This is a genomic window from Peptoniphilus sp. KCTC 25270 (assembly GCF_021012875.1).
GTDB lineage: Bacteria > Bacillota > Clostridia > Tissierellales > Peptoniphilaceae > JAJMZJ01.
In genome coordinates, this window is the sequence record NZ_JAJMZJ010000003.1 from 1 (window position 1) to 23,974 (window position 23,974).

24 protein-coding genes are annotated in these 23,974 nt (G+C 39.4%); all 24 read right to left on the reverse strand.

All coding sequences use genetic code 11. The features are described 5' to 3' along the window. Positions 1 to 74: 74 nt before the first annotated feature. Positions 75 to 359: a hypothetical protein gene (locus tag LQU94_RS05495; RefSeq protein ID WP_230696696.1), complete on the reverse strand. Its 285-nt coding sequence runs from the start codon at positions 357 to 359 to the stop codon at positions 75 to 77. Between the two features lie 143 nt (positions 360 to 502). Further along, on the reverse strand, positions 503 to 1,714 hold the full coding sequence (locus LQU94_RS05500) for an FprA family A-type flavoprotein (RefSeq protein ID WP_230696697.1): 1,212 nt from the start codon (positions 1,712 to 1,714) through the stop codon (positions 503 to 505). 22 nt (positions 1,715 to 1,736) lie between these two features. Further along, the gene (locus LQU94_RS05505) at positions 1,737 to 3,674 is read right to left on the reverse strand and encodes an acyl-CoA dehydrogenase family protein (protein ID WP_230696698.1); all 1,938 of its coding nucleotides are present in this window, start codon (positions 3,672 to 3,674) and stop codon (positions 1,737 to 1,739) included. A 297-nt stretch (positions 3,675 to 3,971) separates the two neighbouring features. Next, a complete protein-coding gene (locus LQU94_RS05510) occupies positions 3,972 to 5,663 on the reverse strand; it encodes an acyl-CoA dehydrogenase family protein (protein ID WP_230696699.1) in 1,692 nt (563 codons plus the stop codon). A gap of 129 nt (positions 5,664 to 5,792) precedes the next feature. After that, positions 5,793 to 7,640, reverse strand: a complete 1,848-nt coding sequence (locus LQU94_RS05515; protein ID WP_230696700.1) for an ATP-binding protein — start codon at positions 7,638 to 7,640, stop codon at positions 5,793 to 5,795. Between the two features lie 7 nt (positions 7,641 to 7,647). After that, positions 7,648 to 8,583 (reverse strand): DNA double-strand break repair nuclease NurA, encoded by a 936-nt coding sequence (locus LQU94_RS05520; RefSeq protein ID WP_230696701.1) that lies wholly within the window; start codon positions 8,581 to 8,583, stop codon positions 7,648 to 7,650. Further along, positions 8,580 to 9,413, reverse strand: a complete 834-nt coding sequence (rsmI, locus tag LQU94_RS05525; RefSeq protein ID WP_230696702.1) for a 16S rRNA (cytidine(1402)-2'-O)-methyltransferase — start codon at positions 9,411 to 9,413, stop codon at positions 8,580 to 8,582. Before rsmI ends, LQU94_RS05520 begins: the two co-directional genes overlap by 4 nt. Further along, entirely contained in the window at positions 9,406 to 10,092 is a 687-nt protein-coding gene (locus LQU94_RS05530; protein ID WP_230696703.1) for a tRNA1(Val) (adenine(37)-N6)-methyltransferase, read from the reverse strand. The genes rsmI and LQU94_RS05530 overlap by 8 nt, the downstream gene beginning before the upstream one ends. A 71-nt stretch (positions 10,093 to 10,163) precedes the next feature. After that, positions 10,164 to 11,045 carry a TMEM165/GDT1 family protein gene (locus LQU94_RS05535; RefSeq protein WP_230696704.1) on the reverse strand — a complete coding sequence of 294 codons (882 nt, stop codon included), beginning with the start codon at positions 11,043 to 11,045 and terminating at the stop codon, positions 10,164 to 10,166. 9 nt (positions 11,046 to 11,054) lie between these two features. After that, complete coding sequence (locus LQU94_RS05540; protein WP_230696705.1) at positions 11,055 to 12,785, reverse strand: DUF4153 domain-containing protein; 1,731 nt, start codon at positions 12,783 to 12,785, stop codon at positions 11,055 to 11,057. Between the two features lie 13 nt (positions 12,786 to 12,798). After that, a complete protein-coding gene (gene cls / locus LQU94_RS05545; protein WP_230696706.1) occupies positions 12,799 to 14,352 on the reverse strand; it encodes a cardiolipin synthase in 1,554 nt (517 codons plus the stop codon). An 89-nt stretch (positions 14,353 to 14,441) separates the two neighbouring features. Beyond that, the gene (gene atpC, locus LQU94_RS05550) at positions 14,442 to 14,852 is read right to left on the reverse strand and encodes an ATP synthase F1 subunit epsilon (protein WP_230696707.1); all 411 of its coding nucleotides are present in this window, start codon (positions 14,850 to 14,852) and stop codon (positions 14,442 to 14,444) included. After that, positions 14,849 to 16,249: a F0F1 ATP synthase subunit beta gene (gene atpD / locus LQU94_RS05555; RefSeq protein WP_230696708.1), complete on the reverse strand. Its 1,401-nt coding sequence runs from the start codon at positions 16,247 to 16,249 to the stop codon at positions 14,849 to 14,851. The genes atpC and atpD overlap by 4 nt, the downstream gene beginning before the upstream one ends. Before the next feature lie 12 nt (positions 16,250 to 16,261). Next, the gene (atpG, locus tag LQU94_RS05560) at positions 16,262 to 17,122 is read right to left on the reverse strand and encodes an ATP synthase F1 subunit gamma (RefSeq protein WP_230696709.1); all 861 of its coding nucleotides are present in this window, start codon (positions 17,120 to 17,122) and stop codon (positions 16,262 to 16,264) included. Between the two features lie 9 nt (positions 17,123 to 17,131). Beyond that, positions 17,132 to 18,631, reverse strand: a complete 1,500-nt coding sequence (atpA, locus tag LQU94_RS05565; protein WP_230696710.1) for a F0F1 ATP synthase subunit alpha — start codon at positions 18,629 to 18,631, stop codon at positions 17,132 to 17,134. Positions 18,632 to 18,642: 11 nt separating this feature from the next. After that, entirely contained in the window at positions 18,643 to 19,176 is a 534-nt protein-coding gene (gene atpH, locus LQU94_RS05570; RefSeq protein WP_230696711.1) for an ATP synthase F1 subunit delta, read from the reverse strand. After that, complete coding sequence (atpF, locus tag LQU94_RS05575) at positions 19,166 to 19,672, reverse strand: F0F1 ATP synthase subunit B (protein ID WP_230696712.1); 507 nt, start codon at positions 19,670 to 19,672, stop codon at positions 19,166 to 19,168. The genes atpH and atpF overlap by 11 nt, the downstream gene beginning before the upstream one ends. Before the next feature lie 38 nt (positions 19,673 to 19,710). Then, positions 19,711 to 19,977, reverse strand: coding sequence for an ATP synthase F0 subunit C (gene atpE, locus LQU94_RS05580; RefSeq protein ID WP_230696954.1), 267 nt, complete (start codon positions 19,975 to 19,977; stop codon positions 19,711 to 19,713). A gap of 40 nt (positions 19,978 to 20,017) precedes the next feature. Then, positions 20,018 to 20,746 carry a F0F1 ATP synthase subunit A gene (gene atpB / locus LQU94_RS05585; protein WP_230696713.1) on the reverse strand — a complete coding sequence of 243 codons (729 nt, stop codon included), beginning with the start codon at positions 20,744 to 20,746 and terminating at the stop codon, positions 20,018 to 20,020. Further along, on the reverse strand, positions 20,712 to 21,131 hold the full coding sequence (locus LQU94_RS05590; protein WP_230696714.1) for an ATP synthase subunit I: 420 nt from the start codon (positions 21,129 to 21,131) through the stop codon (positions 20,712 to 20,714). Before LQU94_RS05590 ends, atpB begins: the two co-directional genes overlap by 35 nt. After that, a complete protein-coding gene (locus LQU94_RS05595) occupies positions 21,128 to 21,331 on the reverse strand; it encodes an AtpZ/AtpI family protein (protein WP_230696715.1) in 204 nt (67 codons plus the stop codon). Before LQU94_RS05595 ends, LQU94_RS05590 begins: the two co-directional genes overlap by 4 nt. Before the next feature lie 170 nt (positions 21,332 to 21,501). Then, positions 21,502 to 22,704: a hypothetical protein gene (locus LQU94_RS05600; RefSeq protein ID WP_230696716.1), complete on the reverse strand. Its 1,203-nt coding sequence runs from the start codon at positions 22,702 to 22,704 to the stop codon at positions 21,502 to 21,504. After that, positions 22,691 to 23,572 carry an ATP-binding cassette domain-containing protein gene (locus tag LQU94_RS05605; RefSeq protein WP_230696717.1) on the reverse strand — a complete coding sequence of 294 codons (882 nt, stop codon included), beginning with the start codon at positions 23,570 to 23,572 and terminating at the stop codon, positions 22,691 to 22,693. Before LQU94_RS05605 ends, LQU94_RS05600 begins: the two co-directional genes overlap by 14 nt. Continuing rightward, positions 23,562 to 23,939 (reverse strand): GntR family transcriptional regulator, encoded by a 378-nt coding sequence (locus tag LQU94_RS05610; protein ID WP_230696718.1) that lies wholly within the window; start codon positions 23,937 to 23,939, stop codon positions 23,562 to 23,564. The genes LQU94_RS05605 and LQU94_RS05610 overlap by 11 nt, the downstream gene beginning before the upstream one ends. Positions 23,940 to 23,974 lie beyond the last annotated feature (35 nt).

Below are 23,974 nucleotides of genomic sequence, written 5' to 3' on the forward strand. Positions count from 1 at the left end.
TTTCAAATGTCGTTCGTCTTTTTGGTTTTTATTCATTTCTATCCACTCCATATATGTCCAACAAACCGATTTTCTTACTCTTCATATTCATATTCAATGGATAGAGCTTCTTGTATCTGCTCATCTGTAATATGCTTTTCTTTTAGAAATTCTACCGTATACCCTTGCTCTAGCAACCGTCGAATTGCCATTAAGCGAGTTCTCCTGTGTATTTCTTCTGCACCTTCTATTTGTGCTGGTGTTAAATCTCCAGATATACTTTGAGAATTGCAACGTTCTTGGAAATCCAAAGCACTTTCATATTCTGTCCATTCTTCTGGCGGTTTCAAATGTCGTTCGTCTTTTTGGTTTTTATTCATTTCTATCCACTCCATATATGTCCAACAAACCGATTTTCTTATAGAGTTTTTTATTCCTTTGGTTGGTTAGATTATATCACTTTCTTTTCCCTATCTACATACATTTCTTTACAAAAAAAGAGAGGATTTCTCCTCTCTTTTTCTTATTTTTCTTTTTTCATTGAGTCGATAATTGCATCGGCTAATGAATCTAAATCTTTTTCGTCTGTTTCTTTTAATGCAGAACTAATTGACATATCGGTTCCTAGTACGTCCATTAATTTCATTTCTTCGTCTAAGAATTCTGCCATTAATCCGCCAGATGTTGGAGCCCATGATCCGTTTTCCATCAAGGCTACGGTTCTGTTTTGTACGTTTAACAACTTCATTTCATGTAAGTAATTGTACATGATTGGATAGATTTCCAAGTTGTAAGTTACAGAAGCCAATACGATGTGGCTGAAACGGAATGTTTCAGAAATCAATGTTGATACATGGGTATTGGATACGTCATAAACGTGTACGTTTGTCATACCGCGTTCGCACAATTTAGATGCTAGGGCTTGTGCAGCGTGTTCTGTGTTTCCGTACATAGATGCGTAAACAATCAATACGCCTTCTTCTTCTGGTTCGTAGCGGCTCCATTTGTCGTATTTTTCAATTAGGTAGCCTAAATCTTCTCTCCAAACGGGACCATGTAATGGACAAATCATTTTAATGTCGATGGTTCCGGCTTTTTTGAGTAGATCTTGTACGAATGTTCCGTATTTTCCTACGATGTTTGTGTAGTAACGGCGTGCGTCGTCTAACCAGTCGCGGTCAAAGTTTACTTCGTCTGCGAATAGTTTTCCGTCCAATGCGCCGAAGGTTCCGAAAGCATCGGCTGCGAACAATACGCCGTTTGTTGTATCGAAGGATACCATGGCTTCTGGCCAGTGTACCATTGGGGCTTCTACAAATAAAATTTCGTGTTTACCGAATTTCATTGTGTCGCCTTCTTTTACTTCGATTTCTCTTCCGTCAACGTTAAAGCCGAATTGGCGCATAATCATGAAAGATCTTTCTGTTGAAATAATCTTAACATTTGGGAAGTGCATCAATACTTCTTCTACGCTGGCACCGTGGTCTGGTTCCATGTGGTTGATTACCATATAGTCTAGGTCACGGCCGTCTAATACGTGTTTTACGTTTTCGATAAATTCTCTGCATACAGACCAGTCTACTGTATCGAATAATACAGTTTTTTCGTCCATTAATACATAAGAGTTATAGGATACCCCTTTTGGAATGGGGTGAATGTTTTCGAATAAGTGGAGTCGGTGGTCGTTGGCCCCTACCCAATATAAATCGTCCGTTACTTTTCTTACGCAATACATTTTCTACCTCCTATGGCCTGATTTACTCAAAAGTACGATCTTCAGGGAATTCCACTTTTATGAAGCTGTCTTTGTCTTCACCACATTGTGGACAAATCCATTCTTCTGGTAATTTTTGGAATGTTGTTCCTGGTTCGATTTCGTTTTCTTCGTCACCGCGATCTGCGTCATATTCGTATCCACAGCCTTTACATACGTATAGTCCGTAAGATGGTGCGGTTTTCTTTGGTTTTTGACGTTTCATCTTAACCATTGGTGGCGCTTCTTCTTTGTTATCCAATCCCAATTCTGCAATCAAAAGTGGAGCGATGGTATGAATATCACCTACGATACCATAGTCACAGTTTTTGAAGATTGGTGCGTTTTTCGCTGTGTTAATTGCTACGATTGTTGCCGCGTCTTTGATACCTTTCAAATGTTGTCCGGCTCCAGAGATACCACAAGCTACATATAAGTTTCCACGGAATTTTTGTCCTGACATACCTACATAGCGTTCCAATGGAAGGTATTTCAATGTTTCTGCTACTGGACGAGAAGCCCCAATTGCAGCACCAAAGGCACGTGCTAAGTCTTTTCCTAGAGGTACATTTTCTTCGCCGCCGATACCTTTACCGATGGATACAACTCTTTCGGCTTCATTGATTGGAGTTTCTAAATCGATTCCTACACCGAAGTCATAACCGTCTTTTTTCAATTGTTCTACCAATGCTTTTACGTTGGCTTCGTCAGATCCTTCATCGAAGATTTGTTTTTTGCGTACGCCTGTGATGGCTGCTTTTTTCTTCGCTGCTTTTGCAGATCCGCCGCTGTCTTTTGCCAAACGTCCAATAATGTTCGCTGCAATTACGACACGTTGGATTTCGTTGGTTCCTTCGTAAATGGTTGTAATTTTTGCGTCACGATAAGCGCGTTCTACTTCCATACCTTTTAGGTAACCGGATCCACCGAAAATTTGCAATGCGTCATTTACTACTTCTAATGCAATATCAGAAGCGTACATTTTTGCCATAGCGGCTTCTTTTCCGTAAGGTTCGTGGTGTGTTTTTAGATCGGCTGCACGATAAATCAATAGACGTGCTGTTTCCAATTTTGTGTGCATATCAGCCAATTTGAAGGCGATGGCTTGTTGAGCGGCAATTGGTTTGCCGAATTGGATTCTTTCTTTTGAGTAATTTAATGCGTGTTCGTAGGCACCTTGTGCAATCCCTAATGCTTGGGCTGCGATACCAATACGTCCACCATCCAATGTTGCCATGGCTACGTTGAAGCCTTTTCCTTCTTTACCTAATAGATTTTCTTTTGGTACTTTTACGTTGTTGAAAATCAATTCTGCTGTTGTGGAGGAACGGATACCCAATTTATCATAGTGATCTCCGTAAGTGAATCCTTCCCATCCTTTTTCTACGATAAAAGCGGAGATTCCTTTGGTTCCAATGTCTGGAGTTGTTACGGCAAATACTACGTATGTGTCCGCTGCTGGTGCGTTGGTAATGAAGATTTTGTTCCCGTTAAGGATGTAGTGATCTCCTTCTAATACGGCAGTTGTTTCGGTTCCGCCGGCATCAGATCCTGCTTCTGGTTCTGTTAAACCAAAGGCGCCTACTTTTTCCCCTTTTGCCAATGGAATTAAGTATTTTTGTTTTTGTTCTTCCGTTCCATAATGATAAATTGGCCAAGTTCCTAGGGATGTATGGGCAGATAAAATTACGCCTACCCCACCATCTACACGAGATAATTCTTCTACGGCAATGGCGTAAGAAATGGCATCAAGACCAGCTCCACCGTATTCAGTTTCATAAGGTACGCCCATAATTCCTAAATCGGCCATACCTTTTACAATTTCTTCTGGATACTCATTGTTTTGATCCAATTTGAAGGCAATGGGAGCTACATTTTCTTCCGCAAATGCACGTACTTTTTTCCGTAGGGCTTCATGAGCCTCCGTTGTTTTGAATAGCATTATTTTCCTCCTTGCAATATATAAATACTATAAATGTGGACTTATGAATTGGTGGATAATACGTTTTCCTCTTGAAAAAATAAAAAAACAAATTAACAACACCTTTTAAGTATAGATTGAGTATAGCACTCCGAAATTCCTTTGTAAAGTGGAAAATATACAAAATTTTTATTTTCACATTTTCCTCTCTAAAATTTCTTCTGTGCTATTCTCTTTCTATACAGAGGAGCGTTCTAGGACGCTCCTTTTATTCATGGGACTTTCTGTTATTTTTCTAGGTTTGATTTTGGGGGTTGATTATTTTTCTTCGCCTAGAGCTTTGATTAACATTGGTCCTATTTCATGAATATCTCCTACAATACCATAGTCTGCATTTTCGAAAATGGTTGCACTTGGATCGTTGTTAATGGCTACTATGGTTTTTGCTTCTGCAATTCCTTTTAGATGTTGGATGGCTCCTGAAATTCCTGCGGCAACATATAGGGTGCCTTTGAATCTTTGGCCAGATAGTCCTACGTAGCGATCCAATGATACGTATTTTGCAAATTCTGCAATTGGACGAGAAGCTCCTATGGCTGCGCCAAAGGCTTTGGCTAATTCTTTTGCCATTGTCATATTTTCTTCGTCACCAATTCCGTTTCCTACAGCTACCACTTTGTCTGCTTTGTTAATTGGTGCGTCTAAGTCTACTTTTGATTTTAAGTCGATTCCATCGGCTTTTAGTTTTTCGATTAAGGCTTTTACATTGGCTTCAGCAGAACCTTCGTCGATCATAATATTTTTACGTTCTCCCGTTGCTGCTACTTTTTTTGTTTCTACTTTGCCTTCTTTTTTCGCATCACGGCTTAATTTTCCGATAATACTTGCTGCGATTACAACACGTTGGATTTCGTTGGTTCCTTCGTAAATAGTTGTAATTTTTGCATCGCGATAGGCGCGCTCTACTAACATACCTTTTAGGTAACCGGATCCACCGAAGATTTGCAATGCGTCATTTACTACTTCATGGGCAATGTCTGATGCATACATTTTTGCCATAGCAGCTTCTTTTCCGTATGGTTCGTGGTGTGTTTTTAGAGAAGCCGCGTGATAAATCATCAAGCGTGCTGTATCTAATTTTGTTGCCATATCGGCCAATTTGAAGGCGATGGCTTGTTGAGCGGCAATTGGTTTGCCGAATTGGATTCTTTCTTTTGAATAGGTCAACGCTTCTTCATAGGCACCTTGAGCGATTCCCAAGGCTTGAGAGGCGATACCAATACGTCCACCATCTAGTGTTTTCATGGCGATTTTGAATCCTTCCCCTTCTTTGCCTAATAGATTTTCTTTTGGTACTTTTACGTTGTTGAAAATCAATTCTGCGGTTGTGGAGGAACGGATTCCCAATTTGTCGTAATGATCTCCGTAGGTAAATCCTTCCCAACCTTTTTCTACGATGAAAGCGGAGATTCCTTTGGTTCCGACTCCTTTTTTGGTTACGGCAAAGACTACATACACTTCTGCATTGGGAGCATTGGTAATGAAGATTTTGTTCCCGTTAAGAATGTAGTGATCGCCATCCAATACGGCGGTTGTTTCGGTTCCACCGGCGTCAGATCCTGCGTTTGGTTCTGTTAATCCATAAGCGCCTACTTTTTCTCCTTTTGCCAATGGAATTAAGTATTTTTGTTTTTGTTCTTCGGTTCCGAACTCTGCAATTGGCCAAGCTCCCAGGGATGTATGAGCAGATAAAATTACGCCTACTCCTCCATCTACACGGGACATTTCTTCTACGGCAATGGCGTAAGAAATAGCGTCAAGACCGGCTCCGCCATATTCCGTGTCGTAAGGAATTCCCATAATTCCTAAATCGGCCATACCTTTTACAATTTCTTCTGGATACTCATTGTTTTGATCCAATTTGAATGCGATTGGTTTTACTTCTGCTTCGGCAAATTCACGAATTTTTTTCCGAAGGGCTTCATGTTCATCCGTTGTTCTAAATAACATAATGTCTCCTTTAGTATAATGGGCTTTGCCCTTAATATTTCTTCAATATTCTCTTTTTACCCGAGAATCTTCCCATAAAACTTTTCCCTAAAAATTCTCTCTTACTATTTCCGATTTTTTTGGTAAGTTTTAATTTGTCTCGATTTTCTTATATTGAGCGATTCCCAAAAAAGTCATTTCCTTTTGAATATAGCCGTTTTCTTCCAGTTTGTTTAGCTTTCCTTCTAACATGGAAATGGTGTAGCTTTTGTGGGTTTTCTTTTCTAGGGCTTGTATCAAGTTTAGCAAACCGGTTGAGGCGTTAATGGGCAAAAATTCTTCAATGTCACGATAAAATGCTTCAAAATCTTCTTTTCGAATTTGAGCCAATTCGTCAAAAGGATTTTCTGTGTGAGGACTTTCGGTTAAGGCCCCACGAATTCGCCCGTAGGTTGTCCGTCCCATTTGAGAGGAGGAAATAAATACATCTCCTGTTCTTAAATAAGGAAGACGGCGGGTTTCTTCCGTGGACAAATCCGTTTCTTCTCGAATGGTGTCAATATCAGAGGCACGAACGGTTCGGAAGATCATCTTTGTATTGAGTTGGGCCGTTATGGTTTCGTCCAATAGAGTAGGCCGTTGGGTTGCTAAAACAAGGAATACGCCATATTTTCTTCCTTCTTGGCTAATTTCTCGAAGAACCGATTTGGAAGGGCTGTCGTATCCTTTGGGAGCGAAGTTGTGGCTTTCGTCGGTAATGATAAAAAATGGTGGGAAAAATTCTACTGCCGAAATTTCTCGGAATTTTGCGTCCTTATATTCTCGTCTTTTGTTGTATAAATCCTTTAACAAATAGGTGGCATAAACTTGGATCATCCGTGTGGATCCTTGAATTACGGCAAGTTTTCCCAATTGCAAAACTTCTTCTATGGCTTTGCTATCTTTGTTGAAGACTCCTTCTCTTTGAAGGGACAACAGACGCCAGTTGATTCCTCGAACGGAGGCAGGAGCGGCTTTGGAATTGTATTTTTCGTACACTTCCTTTACTTTTTGCCATTTTTTCTGATCACTTGGTTTATCGGCGTAATCGATTCGATTTTGAATCCGTTCAGGACTTCCTTCTTCTTGTCCATCCATTAAAAGGGATACTCTTGTCTGGAATAATTCGAAGGAATTTCCCTTGGAAAACAATACATCTACCACACTATTCATACTGTCTGTTAAGGGAGAAATGGCGGATAGAAGATTTTTTAAGTCGCTGGCGCCAATGTCTTCAAATCGAACCCCTATGTCGATTCCTATTTGGAAACGCTCATGGTTTTCCGTAAAGGTTCTTCCATAGGGCTCACTTTTATTGGAAAAGTCCATTTCAAAATGGGGATCAAGAACAATCCCAGGAATGGATTTTTTCATAAATTCTTCCAATAAAACTCTAAGGCCAAAGGATTTTCCGGAACCAGATCCGCCAAATACGCCAATGTGCGGATATTGATGCATTCCTCGAATGTTCATTAAATAAGGGACTTCGGTTTGTGCTCGATATTCCCCTTCTTCAAAAGTGTAGAGAAGATTTTTCTTTTCTTCCCCCATTCCCTTGGCCAAATCCGCTGTGTTTCGAATGACTCCCAATAATAGCCCTTCTGCAACAGAAGTGGGGGTTAAAAGGTTTTCTACTTCGTGGAATTCTGGAATTCGCACGTCGCTCCCCGTCAAAATAGGATAGAGGCTTTCGTTGAAAAATCGTACTTTTGCAATGTAAATGATTTCTTCGTCAATGTCATATCCTATGGCCTTTAGACTACGGAGAACGTCATCGTCTACAAAATCTCCGCCGATATTCATGGGAATAAAACGGTTGTAGGTTCTCGCTTCAATTACCTCGCCTAAAATATCCCCTTGAACGGGGTCCATAATCATTAAAAATTCGTTGATTCGAAAATTATGGTCTCTGGATCCTACCATAACTTCCTGTTGGTTCGTTAATCCTACTACTTTCATATTCACCTCAATTTCTGCGATCTCGTTCCGATACAAAGAATCGCTCCAACAATCCTCTGTCCATATTTTCTTGTAGTAAAGTTTCCAATAGAGCGGGAGTTACCTTACATTCCTTATCTACTATGTCCATCCAATAGGGTACGCCGCGACTTTCCCGTGGGGTCAAAGTGTAAAGAAGACGGCATAAGTCTTTCAAATTTTCCTTTTGGCTTTGCAAAACATCGATCCCAACGACTTCATTGTGTTTCGATGGGCGATAGAAGGCGGAGGAAAAACCTTCCTTCCCCTTGGTATTTTGCTCTTCATGGACTAAGAAAATTTCTCCCCGTTCCAATTTTCCGGCTAAGATTTCCCGGTCATAAAATTGTTGCCCAAATCCTAAAGCTTCTGAAATCATATTGGTTTTAATGTCTTTAATGGCACCGCAGATTTTTATTTCTTCTCTCTCACAAATTTCCTGTAGCTTCTGCCATTTTTCTCCGCAATCAATCCGGTAGCGGAGAAGCCCTCCGTCCATAATTATAATGTCTGGGTGGTGTTCTTCAATGGCCGCTATGGCTGCATCTACTTCCACTTCCGCCAAAAATTGGTTGTGGATTTTGTTCCCGTCCTCTTCCGATTGGGTTCCCAATAAGGGAGTGTAAATTCGCTGGGTAAAACAATCTTCTCCCGTTGTTGTCTTGGCTAGTCCTTGAAAAATCTCCACGTAATGGGGATGTGCACCTCCCATTCTTACAGTGGAACCATCCACGCCAACAATCAGCCCTATGTTTTTTAACTCCTCTTCTCCCATTTTTTCCATGGTTTCTACCACGCCAACGGTGGGAATGAGTTTTTCTTTTAGTTCCTGAGATTCCATATTTAACAAAGCATCGTATTTTTCGTGGAGAACTTGGTTCAAACTTTTTACTTGTTCAATAAATCCTTGGTATTCTTCTCTCATTCCATCTCCAAACTTTCTTTATATACGGCATTTTTCGGCAAGTTCTGTTCCTTCGCAACCGCCTTTACAGCTTGGGACATTTTCATCCCTTCGTCTAATTTTTTTTGCAACTCTTTTTGAATATCCACGGTTTCTTCTCCTGCTTCCTTTGGCATTAGAAGAAGGACAAATTCTCCTTTTAGAGTAAAATCCTCTGGAGATTTCAGAAAATCTTCTGTATTGGTAAAAACAATTCCTTCATAAAGTTTTGTCAATTCTCTCGCCAAAACCAGATTTCTCTTCCCTAAGATTTTTTCTATGGAAGCGATGGTTTTCTCCATTCGATGAGGAGCTTCGTAAAATGCCATAGGCAAGGGCGAATTTTCCCATTGTTTTAAGATTTTTTCTCGTTCTCCTGCTTTTTGTGGGAGAAATCCCCAAAAAGTATAGCGTCCTTCTGGAATATTGGCTGCTACTGTGGCGACAACGTGGGCCGAAGGGCCTGGCAACACTTCGTAGGAAATTTCTTTTTCTATTAGTTTTCCAATTAAAACCTCTCCCGGGTCGCTAACTCCTGGCATCCCCGCATCGGAAATAACGGCAATGGTCTCCCCTTGTTCTAGCCGTTCTAAAATTTCGTCTACGCGAGCTTGTTCGTTGTATTTATGGTAGGAAATCAGTGGTTTTTTGATTTCGTAATGATTGAGTAAAGGAATGGAATGGCGTGTGTCTTCACACAAAATCACATCCACTTCTTCTAAAATCCGCAAGGTTCTCAAAGTGATGTCCTCTAAGTTCCCAATAGGTGTAGGACAAAAATAAACTTGAGATTTTCTTTGTTCTTTATTCATAGAGATTTTTCACCTCCCAGGTATATTCTCCCTTTTCATCGTACAAAAATAAGGGGTCTTCTATTTTCAAATAGGGTTTTCCCAATCGCACACATTCTAAAAGCACGCGAAAGGCCGGTGCTTTTTGTTTTTTGTGAACGAAACGAATCCGTTTGGGTTCCAAATGATTTTTTTGCAAAATAACAAACAGTTGAGGCAAGTGATCCACAGGAAAAACAATATAAAGTTTTCCAAAGGGCTTTAGCCATTTTCCAATGGGGGAAAACCAATCTTCCATAAACTCCAAATGTTTCCCTTGGTTTACCCCTTCTTTCTCCCCTTTTAGAGATTCCAAATAAAAGGGCGGGTTGGTAATCAATGTATCGAAAAAATGGCTGGGGATTTTTTGTTCTTTTATATCCCCTTTATGAAGAACGACTTTGCCCTCCAATCCATTGGCTTCTATGGATTTTTCCAAACAATTTTGGGCTTTTCTTAAAATTTCAAAGGCGTGAACTTCTTTTACTCGGGGATTGTTTGCTCCTCGTAAGGAAAAAAAACCCGTTCCGCTTCCAATATCTCCGAGGATTCCTTTTTTAGAGGCAAACTCGTCCAATAAAACGGAGTCCAGACTAAAGGAAAGGATGTCTTTGTCTTGATAAATAATTTCTCCCGTTTTGGGAATTCGATGTTTTTCCATAGGGCCTCCTTTCCCTTTATTTTATCATAGGCAGAATTTTTTTACTCATGAAAAAAACGCCCCTTAGGACGTTAGATTTCATCCATTTTCCGCTGAATGGCTCGTCCTTTTTTCGGATCGATGCTGGAGATGGATTCCAAATGTTTAATAATATTTCCTATAAATGGAATATCTTGGCCTAAATAGGCTTGAGTCAAACGCTCAATTTCTTTTCCTCGTGGACAAGATTGGTCGTGAACTTTACAACGACGGCAAAGGGCCAAACTGCTTTCCAATAGTTTCAAATAATGTTCGTCTCGTTTTTCTCTGTTCTTCTTGAAGATAAAATAAACCCCCACTGCCGATAGAAGCAAAGCTCCTATTATTATTGGCATGGTTAAAAAACGTTCTGGCAAAGTGGCGTATAGTTTGGAAAAACCAAAATACAAAAACAAAAATCCCGCCAAAATCTTCATGGTTGTTTCAGGAATTCTCTTTCCTAATAATTTCCCTACAAAAATCCCAATGGCACTAACTAGAATCATAGAAGATACCGTTGCTGCAAAAATTAAAAGAGGGGTGGAGGATTCTAAGGCTAAGGTCATGGCTGTAAGTTGGGTTTTATCTCCCAATTCTCCTAAGAAAAAGGTTCCTGCCATGGTAAAAATAGGGCCCATTTTGGATTCTTTTACTTCCTCGTCCTCTTCGTCAAATTCTGCCACAAAGGATTTGAAGCCGAAAAATAGGAACAAAATCGCCGCAAAAATTTGAATCCCTGTCATGGAATCAAAGAAAGAGGATAGAAGAATGGCGACCAAAATTGCCAAGCCATGATTTAGGAATATTCCTAAACTTACTCCCGATAAAACCCATCCCAAAGGATAGGCGGTGGCAAAAGCCAAGGCCAAAAGCTGGGATTTGTCTCCCATCTCGGCCAAAAATATCAATGAAAATGCTTGAAAAAACTCCTTCAATTCTTCCTCCTAGGATATTAACAACAATAAAGAATAGGTTTCGCTCCCGTCTACTGGTTGATTTCCTTTCGGGAAATACAACTCCGTAAAATAAATTTTGTAGCGAGTGGATCCAGAGGTACCTTCAATGGCTAAATCATCTACACTAATGGCCTCTCCGGAGCGATACAAGGCCGACAATTTTTCCCGTACCAAATTCAAGTCCACTTGGACAAACTCCGTACGTTTTTGATTTTCGTCAATTCGCTCAATGATCAATACGCCGCCTTTTCTTGTGGTAACAAATTCTTCTATAGACACGCGCATATAATCACTTTCCATGCGAATCATACGGCGATACCCTTCTGTATTCAAACTCTGTCTTCCCGATAGGGAATAGCTTAAAGATAAATCTCCTGGCGATACATTGTCCCCTCTAAAACTAGGATTGAATCCAAAAACTTCCTTCATATCTTCCAAATTAAAATTGTCGTCTAAATAAGAAATACGCCCGATGTTATGGTTTGTGGTTAAATAGTCCAACAATTCTGTAATTTCTTCTTGTTTCTCTAATGTAATTCCTTCTTTTCTTTCAATGGATCCGGAGCTTAATATTCCCTCTTCCAAAAGAAGATTTTCTAACCTTTTGCTCTGAGAATAAAAACTCATTTCCCTTGCACTTACCGGGCCGCCCAATACCGCCACCAATAACAACCCTGTCATGGCAAGACTAATAAACATGGTGTATTTTTCTTTGTTTAATAAAAAATGCACCATGGACATCGCTACCCAAATTCCTAAAGCTAGGGTTAAATAGCGGTTCAAAGTAAATCCATATTGTACAATACGAATCCCAATCCCATAAAACATTAAGCCCAACAAAGGCAAACTTACCAAAGGATAGAATGTGCGAAATCTCCAAATAATTTTGTCATTGGTTATATGGATGGTAAAGAAGAGCAGTATAACCGCCAAAATTTGAGGCCATAAAATTAAATGCACAATTTCCGTACTAGGCAATTTCCCTGCAAATAAGGCTTCTGCCATATAAAAATACATGGTTACTGTATAAAAAAACAAAATCGGTAAAAAGATGTATTTTAACCAAATGGACAGATAATGATTGAAAGCCTCTGCACCAAAAAGTATTTGTCGCTTGTTTAAGCGAGTTAAAAAATACATCCCCGTCATTCCAATATAAGAAAAAATTGCCGCCATTGAATAATATTGATATTCTTCGAAATCAAATACTTTGGACATGGTGAAAATAATAAAACTCAATGCCACAAAAAATACGCTCCCAAAAACCACCGATCGAAGCATGGAAATAATTCTATGGATGGCATGAAGAGGATAGCCATAATCATCCCCTAATTTTTCAATATAAACAATAATCGAAATCAAAGAAGCCATTACCAAAAGAGCGTGAAGTAAAATTCCGTAACTCGGAACAATCCCACCCGCACGGTCTAATACTCCAAAGGCTTGCACCCCTAAAATAAGGCAGCCTACCCAAATTAAAGCAATGATTAATTTTCGATTCTTAATCTCAATGTCTAATTTTTGAATGAATAAATAGGCATTAATGGAATAGAAATAACCGATTAGAAAAATCGGTCCCATTACCATGGCAGACTTTGATTCGGCTGAAATTCCCACTAAAAAACAGAGGGTAGATAACACAATAAAGAGCATAGAAAGAGGGAAAAGGCGCAGCGCCTTCCCCAAACTATTCAATCCTCGTTGTATATATTGAATCATATTTTCCTTCTCCTTACATCATTGGAGCAAATACTCGCAACAATCGGCCCAATGCTCGTTCCCAATAGGCAAATTCTTTTGTCATTTCGTAGGTGAATTCGTGGGATTTCGACAAAGTATCTTGGAAATCCGCTTCTACTTCTTTGGCTAAAACCTCGTCATAGAAATAACTTCCACATTCAAAATGTAAGAATAGGGAACGATAGTCTAAGTTAATGGTTCCAACAACGGCCTTTTTGTCATCCGATACGATGGATTTTGCGTGAATAAACCCAGGGGTATATTCATAGATTTTAACCCCTCCTCGAAGCAATGGTTTGTAATAACTGCGTGTTACTAAAAATACCATTTTCTTGTCTGGGATATGTGGGGTGATAATTTTTACCTCGACCCCTGATTGGGCCAGATGAATCAAATCCCCCTTGGTTTCTTCGTCAATAATCAAATAAGGCGTTACAATATGTACATAGTCTACCCCTTGATTGACAATGTCGTTATACACTTCTTTTCCTACGCGATTTTCCCCATAGGGATCGTCTCCAAAGGGCGTGATGAATCGGTCTTCTTTGTATTCATAAAACCCATCACATTTTGTTAGTAGATAGGGTTCGTAGTCTTCTTTTTCCTTATTGTTTACATTCCACATGTTCAAAAACATTAAGGTAAAAGAACGTGTACTGCATCCATAGGTTAAAGTTCCTGTATCCTTCCAATGACCGAACAATTCCTTTTCATTAATGTATTCATCGGCAATATTCACGCCTCCTGTAAAGGCGCAACGATTGTCTATAACCAAAATTTTTCTATGATCTCGATTGTTTTGGTACAAACTCAATACAGGAATAATGGGCTTAAATACAAATGTTTTTATTCCTAGTTTTTCAAGTTCTTTGGGAAAGTTCAAGGGTACTTTGGTTAGCATCGCCGTTCCGTCATACAAAATACGGACCTCTACGCCTTGTTCTACCTTTTCTTTTAGGATATCTAAAATTTCGCCCCACATTTTTCCTTGTTGAAGAATGAAATATTCCATAAAAATAAATTTTTCGGCTTTTTCTAATTCTCTCTTTAAGGCCTTAAAATATTCTTCCCCTGAAGTAAAATATTCCATGTCTGCGTTGTGGTAAGTGGGATATTTTTCCTCATTCCACAAAAAGCGGGCTGTATTGGCAGAGAGCGGGTCGGTTTCCTTCATCTTCTCTAAAATTTTTGGATCTTGGATGAATCTGTGTTGGGTGTCTTCTTTGCGTTTTTCTAGTAGCTGAGAAAAACGCGCGCGAATAATATCTCTTTTCCCTAATACATAAAGAATGGCTCCAAAGAATGGGAAGATAATAATGGTAAATAAAAAGGCCATTTTATAGGTAGGGTCATTGCCACGATCGTTTAGAATTTGAACGGCAACAATCGCATCCAATATGTAAAAAATATATCTGGCTACGTCATAGTATTCGTTAAGAAATGTAGATACGTAAAAAATAAGGCCAAATTGAGCCACAAATAAAATAAGGTAAATAAATACTGTTGTTAAAGTTCCTGTTACATTATTTTGAATCCGATTCTTCATGTTCACCCCTCTTTTCTATCTTTCTATTATATCAAATCCTTGCACACTTTCCATTTTTTACATGAAAAAACCTCCATAGAAATGGAGGTTTACAACATTTTTTCATCTTTTCGATTCAAACGGTTTATAGCACGAGCCAAGGCAAGTTTTGCCCGTTCAATTTCAATTTTGGATTGTTCACTGCGTTCTCGCAATTGTTTTTCCGCACGGGCTTTGGCTTCTTCTGCACGGGCAAAATCTACTTCATCTTCCCATTCAAAGGCATCGGATACCAAAGTTAGTACATCATTTTTCATGGAAACATAACCAGAGCTAATGTTTCCTACTCGTTTTTTCCCATCGGCAAAAATCACAGTCATCTTCCCAATGGCCAATGGAGTTACTAAGGGAGCCGTTCCTTTCATAAAGGCCAAATCCCCCTCTACTCCACGAGCTATTACTCGTTTGACTTCCCCTTGGAATCCATTTCCGTAAGGAGTAACGACTCTCAATTGGATCATTGTTCTTTCACCTTTTCTGCTTTTTTGATTGCTTCGTCAATGGTTCCAACCATATAGAAGGCAGATTCTGGTAAATCATCGTGTTTTCCTTCCAAAATTTCTTTGAATCCACGAATGGTTTCAGAAATTGGAACATAGGCGCCGTCTTGTCCTGTAAATTGACTGGCTACGCTAAATGGTTGAGATAAGAAACGTTGGATCTTACGAGCACGAGCTACGGTTAATCTTTGTTCTTCGCTCAATTCTTCCAAACCAAGTACGGCGATAATATCTTGTAAATCTTTGTATTCTTGTAATACTTCTTGTACCCCACGGGCTACTTCATAATGTTCTTGTCCGACAACATTTGGATCTAAGATACGACTTGTACTATCCAATGGATCTACGGCTGGATACAATCCCATTTCTGCAATTGAACGGGACAATACAGTCGTTGCATCTAAGTGAGTAAAGGTTGTTGCTGGAGCTGGGTCGGTCAAGTCATCGGCAGGTACGTATACGGCTTGAACGGAAGTAATGGATCCTTTTTTGGTAGAAGTGATACGTTCTTGTAAAGCACCCATTTCAGAAGCCAAGGTTGGTTGATATCCTACGGCTGATGGCATACGTCCCAATAGGGCGGATACTTCGGAACCGGCTTGGGTGAAACGGAAGATATTGTCAATAAATAACAATACGTCTTGACCGGCTACATCACGGAAATATTCTGCCATGGTAAGGCCTGTTAAACCTACGCGCATTCTAGATCCTGGTGGCTCATTCATTTGTCCAAATACCAAGGCGGTTTTGTCGATTACGCCAGATTCAATCATTTCATAGTATAAGTCGTTTCCTTCCCGAGTACGTTCCCCTACCCCTGTAAATACAGATAGTCCACCGTGCTCCTGGGCAATATTATGAATTAACTCTTGAATCAATACGGTTTTTCCTACGCCGGCACCGCCAAATAGACCAACTTTTCCCCCTTTAGAGTAAGGGCAAATTAAGTCTACAACTTTGATTCCGGTTTCGTATACTTCGTTGCTTGTATCTTGTTCATCGAATTTTGGAGCGGGACGATGGATTGGTAAAGTTTCTTTTCGATCCACTTCTGGTTTTCCATCAATGGCCTCTCCCAACACGTTAAACATTCTTCCTAAAGTGGCTTCCCCTACTGGTACCGTAATAGGGGCGCCTGTATCTACACAGTCCATGTCTCTTCTTAGTCCGTCAGTAGAACCTAGGGCAATGGCACGTACTACATCGTCTCCAATGTGTTGTGCTACTTCTACGGTTAATGTTTCTTCTCCATTTTCAATTAAAATGGCATTGTAAATGGATGGTAGATGGTCTACCTCAAAACGAATATCTACAACTGGACCAATGACTTGGACTACTTTTCCTATATTCTGTTCCATTTGGTCACTTCCTTAACTTAATGCATCGGCTGCACCAACAATTTCAGAAATCTCTGCTGTGATGGCAGCTTGTCTTGCGCGGTTGTAATTGGTTTCTAATGTATCGATCATATCATTTGCGTTGTCTGTCGCAGCTTCCATGGATACTCGGCGTGATCCTTGTTCCGAAGCGGCGGCTTCAATTAACGCTCCATAGATAGAAGATTCAATGTATTTTGGGATCAAATAATCCAAAACTTCTTCGGCAGAAGGTTCAAATTCTACTAAGGTTTTTGCCTTATTTTCTTCCCCTTCGGCTTTTTCCAAATCTTTTGATGGCAACAAACGAATCACTTTTGGTTCGTAGCTAATGGTAGATTCAAATCTTGTATAGATTAAGTTGATTGCATCTACTTCGCCCGTTCTATACAACTCCATGGCAACATCGGATAATTCTACGGCGTCTTGGTATGTTGGATCTTCACTGATTCCTACATACGCCTTGTGAATGTTGTAATTTCTGCGTTGGAAATGGTCACGAGCTTTGCTTCCTACGATTAAAAGTTTCGTTTCTACTCCGTCTTCTTCCATGGTTTTATGGGTTAGTTTTTGAATATTTGCATTATATCCTCCGGCCAAACCTCGGTCAGAAGTCAAAACAATATTTAATACGGTTTTGATTTCTCGTTTTGCCAATAGAGGGTGTCCGTCGTTTACGATTGGTAACAATTCTTGAATATCGTCAAGAACGGTTTCATAGTAGGGACGAGTCGCTTCTAAGTTTGATCTGGCACGTCTGAGTTTGGCTGTGGATACCAATTCCATCGCCTTAGTAATTTGGCGAATGTTATTGATTCCTCGAATCCTTCTCTTTATTTCTCTAGTAGATGCCATTTTCTCCTCCTACATTGTTTTCTTAAAATCTTCTAGGCTCGCTTTCATTGCCTCTTCAATTTCTGGAGTAATGGCTTTTTCTTGTTCCAATTTTTGGATGATTTCTGGATAAGAGTTTTCCACATAACGGATGTAATCTTTTTCAAATTCGTCTACATTGTCTACTTCTACATCCAATAAATAACCGTTGGTTACAGCATATAGAATCAATACTTGATGCTCTAATTTTACGGGCTCGTATTGTCCTTGACGCAATACGCGCATCATACGTTCCCCTTGGGCTAAGCTTCTTTGGGTTTCTTTATCCAATTCCGCACCAAATTGTGCAAAAGATGCTAAGTCGCGATATTGAGCCAAATCCAATTTTAATGTAGATGAAATACTCTTAATGGCTTTGGTTTGAGCCGCTCCCCCTACACGAGATACTGACAAACCGGTATTGATCGCTGGACGTTGTCCGGCAAAGAATAAGTCCGTTTCTAAGAAAATTTGTCCATCTGTAATGGAGATTACATTGGTTGGAATGTAAGCGGAAATATCTCCTGCTTGGGTTTCAATAATTGGAAGGGCTGTAATGGATCCGCCACCAAATTCATCGTTCATTTTTGCTGCACGTTCCAATAGACGAGAGTGTAAGTAGAATACATCCCCTGGGAAGGCTTCACGTCCTGGTGGACGACGCAACAATAGGGACATGGTACGATAAGCTACCGCATGTTTGGACAAATCGTCGTATACGATTAAAACATCTTTTCCTTGGGCCATAAATTCTTCTGCCATGGTTACCCCGGCATAAGGAGCCACAAATTGGATAGGAGAAAGTTCGGCTGCGGTTGCTGCCACAATAATGGTATGATCCATTGCGCCTTCTCGTTCCAATGTATCTACAATTTGGGCTACAGTAGATGTTTTTTGTCCAATGGCAACATAGATACAGATTACATCTTTTCCTTTTTGGTTGATTATGGCATCGATTCCGATGGCCGTTTTCCCTGTTTGACGGTCTCCGATAATCAACTCCCGTTGCCCTTTTCCAATGGGGAACAAAGCATCAATGGCTTTAATTCCTGTTTGCAATGGTTGGTCTACGGATTTTCTTGTAATTACCCCTGGAGCGATTTTTTCAATGGGACGCATTACATCCATTGGAATGGATCCTTTTCCGTCAATGGCTTGGCCTAACGCGTTGACAACACGTCCTAATAAAGCATCCCCAACGGGAACTTGTACAACAGAGCCTGTTGCTTTTACTGTGTCGCCTTCTTTGATGTCGCCATCTCCTAAAAGTACAACGCCGACGTTGTCTACTTCTAAGTTTTGAACCATACCATAGATATCTCCAGGGAATTGAATCAATTCTCCTGCTTTTGCATTTTGTAAACCATAGATACGTGCAATACCGTCTCCTACTTCAATTACGGTACCTTCGTCTTCCATGGTTAAGTCAATATTATAGTTTTTGATTTGCTCTCGTAAAACGGAGCTAATCTCTTTTGATCTTAATTCCATATCACACCTCTTTATACCTGTTGATGCAATTTCTTTTCCATTTCTTCCAATTGACGACGAATGGATCGGTCAAATACACGATTGTCTACTTTCAAAATAACACCGCCAAGAATCGAAGGATCTACTTCGTTATTTACTAAGACTTCCCCTTCTTCTCCTTTTTTGTAGGCACGAGCAATTTCATCAAGTTTTTCTTGACTTAATGCCACGGCTGAAATTACTTTGATTCGATCAATGTGATTCATTTCATAGTAAAGGGTTTCGTAATCTTCCAAAATCTCGTCTATATTGGGAACACGGCGATTGTCCACTAAAATATAGAGGAAATTCAACAAATAAGGAGAAATTTCTCCTTCAAAGATTTCCTTTACTACGGCCTTTTTTTCTTCTGGGCCAACTTTTGGATGGGTTAAAAATTGTTTTAATTCTACGTTTTGAAAACTCTCACGAAGTTCTTTTGTTTGTTTTAGGAACTCTTTTCCGTCCACTTCTTTACTTACTTCGTATAGAGCATGACTATATTTTTGGACGAATTCAGCGGACATGGTTTTTCTCCAAATCTTGAATAAATCCGTCTACCAATTTATCTTGGTGAGAGGTATCTATGGATTCGCCTAATATTTTTTCTGCAATTAAAACGGCCATATCGGCGGTTTCATCGCGAATTTCTTCTGAAGCCATCTGTCTTTCTCGTTCAATTTGAACTCTTGCTTTTTCTAATAAAGCCTCGGCTTTGTTTTTGCCTTCTGCCACATGTTCATGTTCCAAAAGAGCGCCTCGTTTGCGGCTTTCTTCTACGATTTCTTGGCCTTGTTTCTTTGCCTCGGCCAATTGACGTTCGTATTCTTCTTTCATGGCAATGGCTTCTTTTTTCTTTGTCTCAGCCTCTGTAAGATCTTCCATTACACGAGTTTTTCTCTTTTCTAAGAATTCATTCATGGGCTTATAAATAAAGTGTCGAATAACCAAAAATAGAATCAATGTTGCACCCCACTGGGCTAACATGTTCCATATATCTGGCACGACGAAAATATCCATCATAGGTCTGTCTCCTTCCTAAACTAGATTTCGACAGCCGATTAAAGAGCTCCCATTAGTGGTTGTACAAATAGTAGAATGATTGCGATTACAAGTCCGTAAATACCTGTTGTTTCGGCTACGGCTTGACCCAAAAGCATGGTAGAAGTAATATCCCCTTTTGCCTCTGGTTGACGACCTACTGCTTCTGCTGCATATCCTGCGGCAATCCCTTGTCCGATACCAGTACCAATACCGGAAATTACAGCAATCCCAGCACCAATAGCTGAACAACCTAATACGAACGCTTCACTAGTAATACCTTGCATCATTTTTTCCTCCTAAAGATCTTTCCTTGTAACGTTTTATTTATTTTCCTTGTTTTTTTGCTTTTCGAGCTGCTATTTCTTCTTCATCCGCCATGTTGGAATTAATGTAAGTCATACTCAACATGATGAATATGAAGGTTTGCAGTGCGCCACTAAATACATCAAAGTATGCGTGCAGAGGCCAAGCTACAAACGGGATTAAAATTTTGCTTATTTGAGATAAGCCAGAATAAACCAGTCCCATAATCAAAGCCCCACTTAATATATTACCGAATAGACGGAAACTCAATGAAATAGGATTCGCAATTTCACCAAGAACATTAATTGGTAACAATAAGGGGAGTGGCTCTGCATATTGTTTTAAGTATCCACCGATTCCCTTTGTCCGTACGGAAAAAAAGTGAATCAAAACAAATGTAATTAAGGCTAAGGCCAATGTAACATTGTAATCAGAGGTTGGTGGTACGAGGCCTACCAATCCTGAAAGATTTGCAAAGGCTAAAAATACTCCTATGGTTAGCATATAAGGAGCAAAGCCTAAGTTTCTTTCCCCCATGGCTTGAATTACCAGGCCGTTAATGGCTTCAACGACAATTTCTACCAGGTGGACAACTCCTTTTGGCTTTTCATGGACGTCTGCTTGCTTGATTTTCTTACTAATGATTATAGAACCAATGGTTATAATCACCAGGAGCAAGTAAGTAGTAAAAATTGATTCATGAAGCCAAATTTCCTTATTTGCTAGATGGAGTATGATTCCTCTCTTCATTCTTTTCCTCCTTTCCTTTGCCTCTATAGGATGTATAGAGATTATTTCCAATTATGACATATTTTACGGAAACCAACCCCAAAAGAGTGGTCCAAAGATTTAGGTAATCAGCTTTTGCTCCAACAAAAATTACTATTCCATAAATAATATACCGAATGAAATACTGAATCGTAGTATAAACTTGGGCAGATCCTTTGGTTTTCTCTAGGCTTCTTCGAATCGTAAAATACAATTGCTTAAACATAGCCATAGAAACAGCGCTTCCAAAAATCAACCCCAAAATATAAGGGTATGGATCTTTGAAAACGAAAAAGAATACCCCTACCAAAACGAGCACCACACCAGCGGTTTTTAGAATATACTCGTTGGATAAGCGATCTTTCATAGTTTTTTCCCTAACTTTATTATGTTCATAATTCCTGCAGCGGCACCTAGAATTGTACAAATAAGCAATGCCCAATTCCCAGTGTCAAATTTATTGTCAATCCATGATCCAATTAGTATAAACAGAACAATTGGTATTAAAACATTGAGTCCTACTTGACTAATCAACGCCAATCCTTCATACATATTCTTTTTTTTCAAAACCTTTACTCCTCTCGAACCATGTTAACAACATTGTATAGGATTCCTTACTCAACTTCAATAGATTCGCGATATTGACTCGTTGTTTTCCTAGAAATTATACCTTTATAAATTACCCCGCTTCACTAGGTTTTCAAACAAAAAAGAGAGGACTACGCCCCTCTTTTTTCTTATACAATAATTCGTACATCAAATAATTTTTTGTAAATTTTGTAAGACACAAATCCAAAGAATAAAAATCCTATGATTCGTATGGCTATACTATTGATCGCAGCCAAGCCGCTAAATAAAATGGCTCCTAAAGCCGTTGCCGTTACAAGGACTGCCAAGAAAAATACTACTTTTTCGATTCGACTTTCCAATATGAATTTTCCACTGTTTTCTACTTTTTGGTTCTTATGGAAGAAATAGCCCAAAATTCCATAGATCACAGCGAGGACAATGACCCCTTCCTCCATTGAAGAAAAACCAGAAACCGGTCTTAAAACGTATTGGACAAGGGTTGGTAAATTCCCTAAAAATCGATCGAAGGAATCCGATAAATTAAATAGCCAGGACATTTTTCCGCCGTAGAAAATTACATTGAGTCCCACAAGAATCAATTGAACCAGTCCAAGTCCTACTGCCCCAATAAAGGACAAGCCTATATGACCAAGGAAAGATCCTGCCAATTGTCCAATAGCAAATATAAATATATAGAAAGAACTGATTCCAACAACCGTTTGACGAATGGCTCGCCACATTCCCTCATAAACCATTACATTTCGCAAGGGAGAACGAGTCAGAGCCAAAAATCCTAGAGAATAAGCAATGGCTGTAAATAGAAGTAGGATTCCCAATCCCATAAGAAGTTTTGCAAAATAATCGTATTTTTTTGCCCAAGGCAAAGAACGGTTGAACCGATAGAAAGGGGTTATATGTTCTAAGCTACTAAACAAAAAGGCCAATAAAACAGCCCCTATGGCCAAAGTTGCCACTAAACTACCTTTGATTACCTGTGCACCTAAAACCTTGTAATCATCTCCCCTGTTTACAAGATCAAATTCCTTAAGGAAGAATTCTTCTTTCACATCTTCTTCCGAAGATTTCTTTGCCAAGTCCTGTAAATCTTTTTGCGTGATTCCCAATTTTTGCATTTCTTTTTTCTTCGCTTCTTGGGCCTCACTGTTTCCCATATACACGTCTTCGTAACCATTTCCATGGTCTACTCTTTGCATCTCCTCTGTAATTCTCCAAGAAATCATATCTACGTAAGAATTGGCTGCTCCCGAAGAAAGGGTGTAGGAAAATAGTAAGAAAAATAGAGCCATTAGAACAATCCACAATTTATTTTTCTTCCATAATATTTTACTGCTCTTCTTAAATGCGTTCATTGTGCTCCTCCCTTCCTTTGTCCCAATAGAATAGATCCTCCATTTTTACTGGTAGAACATCGTACTGAATCACATTTTCTTGTTGAAAGATTTTATCCCATTCCTCTTGGGTTCCTTGGGCCAAAAGGGTATATACTCGTCCAATTTTAGAACGTAAGACCACCTTAGATAAAATTTCTTCTGGCAATACAGAAGGAGTTACCACTTGGAATTTCAATAATCCTAAACTTCCATCGGCTTTGGTCTCTGTTAAAATCCCCTCTTTATTTAAGTAGAAAATATCTGTAGCAATTCCTTGCAATTCTCCCAATTCATGGGAACTAAGGAAAATAGTTCGCCCTTCTTCATAGGCTTCAATAATAAAATCAAAGGCCACTTGTCGGTTCAAAACGTCCAACCCATCAAAAAGCTCATCCAAAAGTAGAATTTTTGCTTTGGTAGATAAAACCATTAAAAGCCCTACCAATTTGTTCATTCCTTTGGATAATTTCCCAATGCGATCTTCTAAAGACACATGATGTTTTTCCAATTCTTGAAGAAAGAATTCCCGGTCAAAATTGGGATAGACCACCTCATAATAATAGAGAGCATCTTTTATTTTATCGTATTTGAAATAATCAAAATGATCGGGCAAGTAGGAAATATTTTCAAACAATTCCTCTTGAAAAGCCATCTCCTTTCTTTCGTAAAGAAGACTTCCCTCATCCATTTTTAATTCATTAAATAAAATGCGTAACAAGGTCGTTTTCCCCGAACCATTTCGCCCAACCAAAGCCACAATGGCTGGTTCCATTAAGGAGAAATTTACGCTATTTAATACATTGTTGCCATCAAAATTCTTTTGAATATTTTTCCCTTCAAATCTCACGTTTTTCCTCCTTTCCTAGCCCTTCAAAGCAGCGTCGAATTTCTTCGGTTGTTGCGCCAACTTTTTTCGCTTCTTTTACGCAATGCTCCAATTGTTTCAAAACTTTTTGTTTCTCCACATTTCGCATTTCTTGATTGAAAGAAATAAAAGTTCCTTTTCCCACTACTGCTTGAATCATTCCTATACTTTCTAACTCCTTGTACGCCCGAGATACCGTAGAAGTATTTACGGATAAAATTTTTGCCATTTCCCGCACGGACGGTATTTGATCTCCTTGTACCAAATATCCCTTGAAAACCAATTCTTTCATCTGATCTACAATCTGTTGATACAAGGGAATTTCACTCATCGTATGAATGGTAAACATATTTCTCCTCCCTTGTGTGCCGTATGTGCCCATAC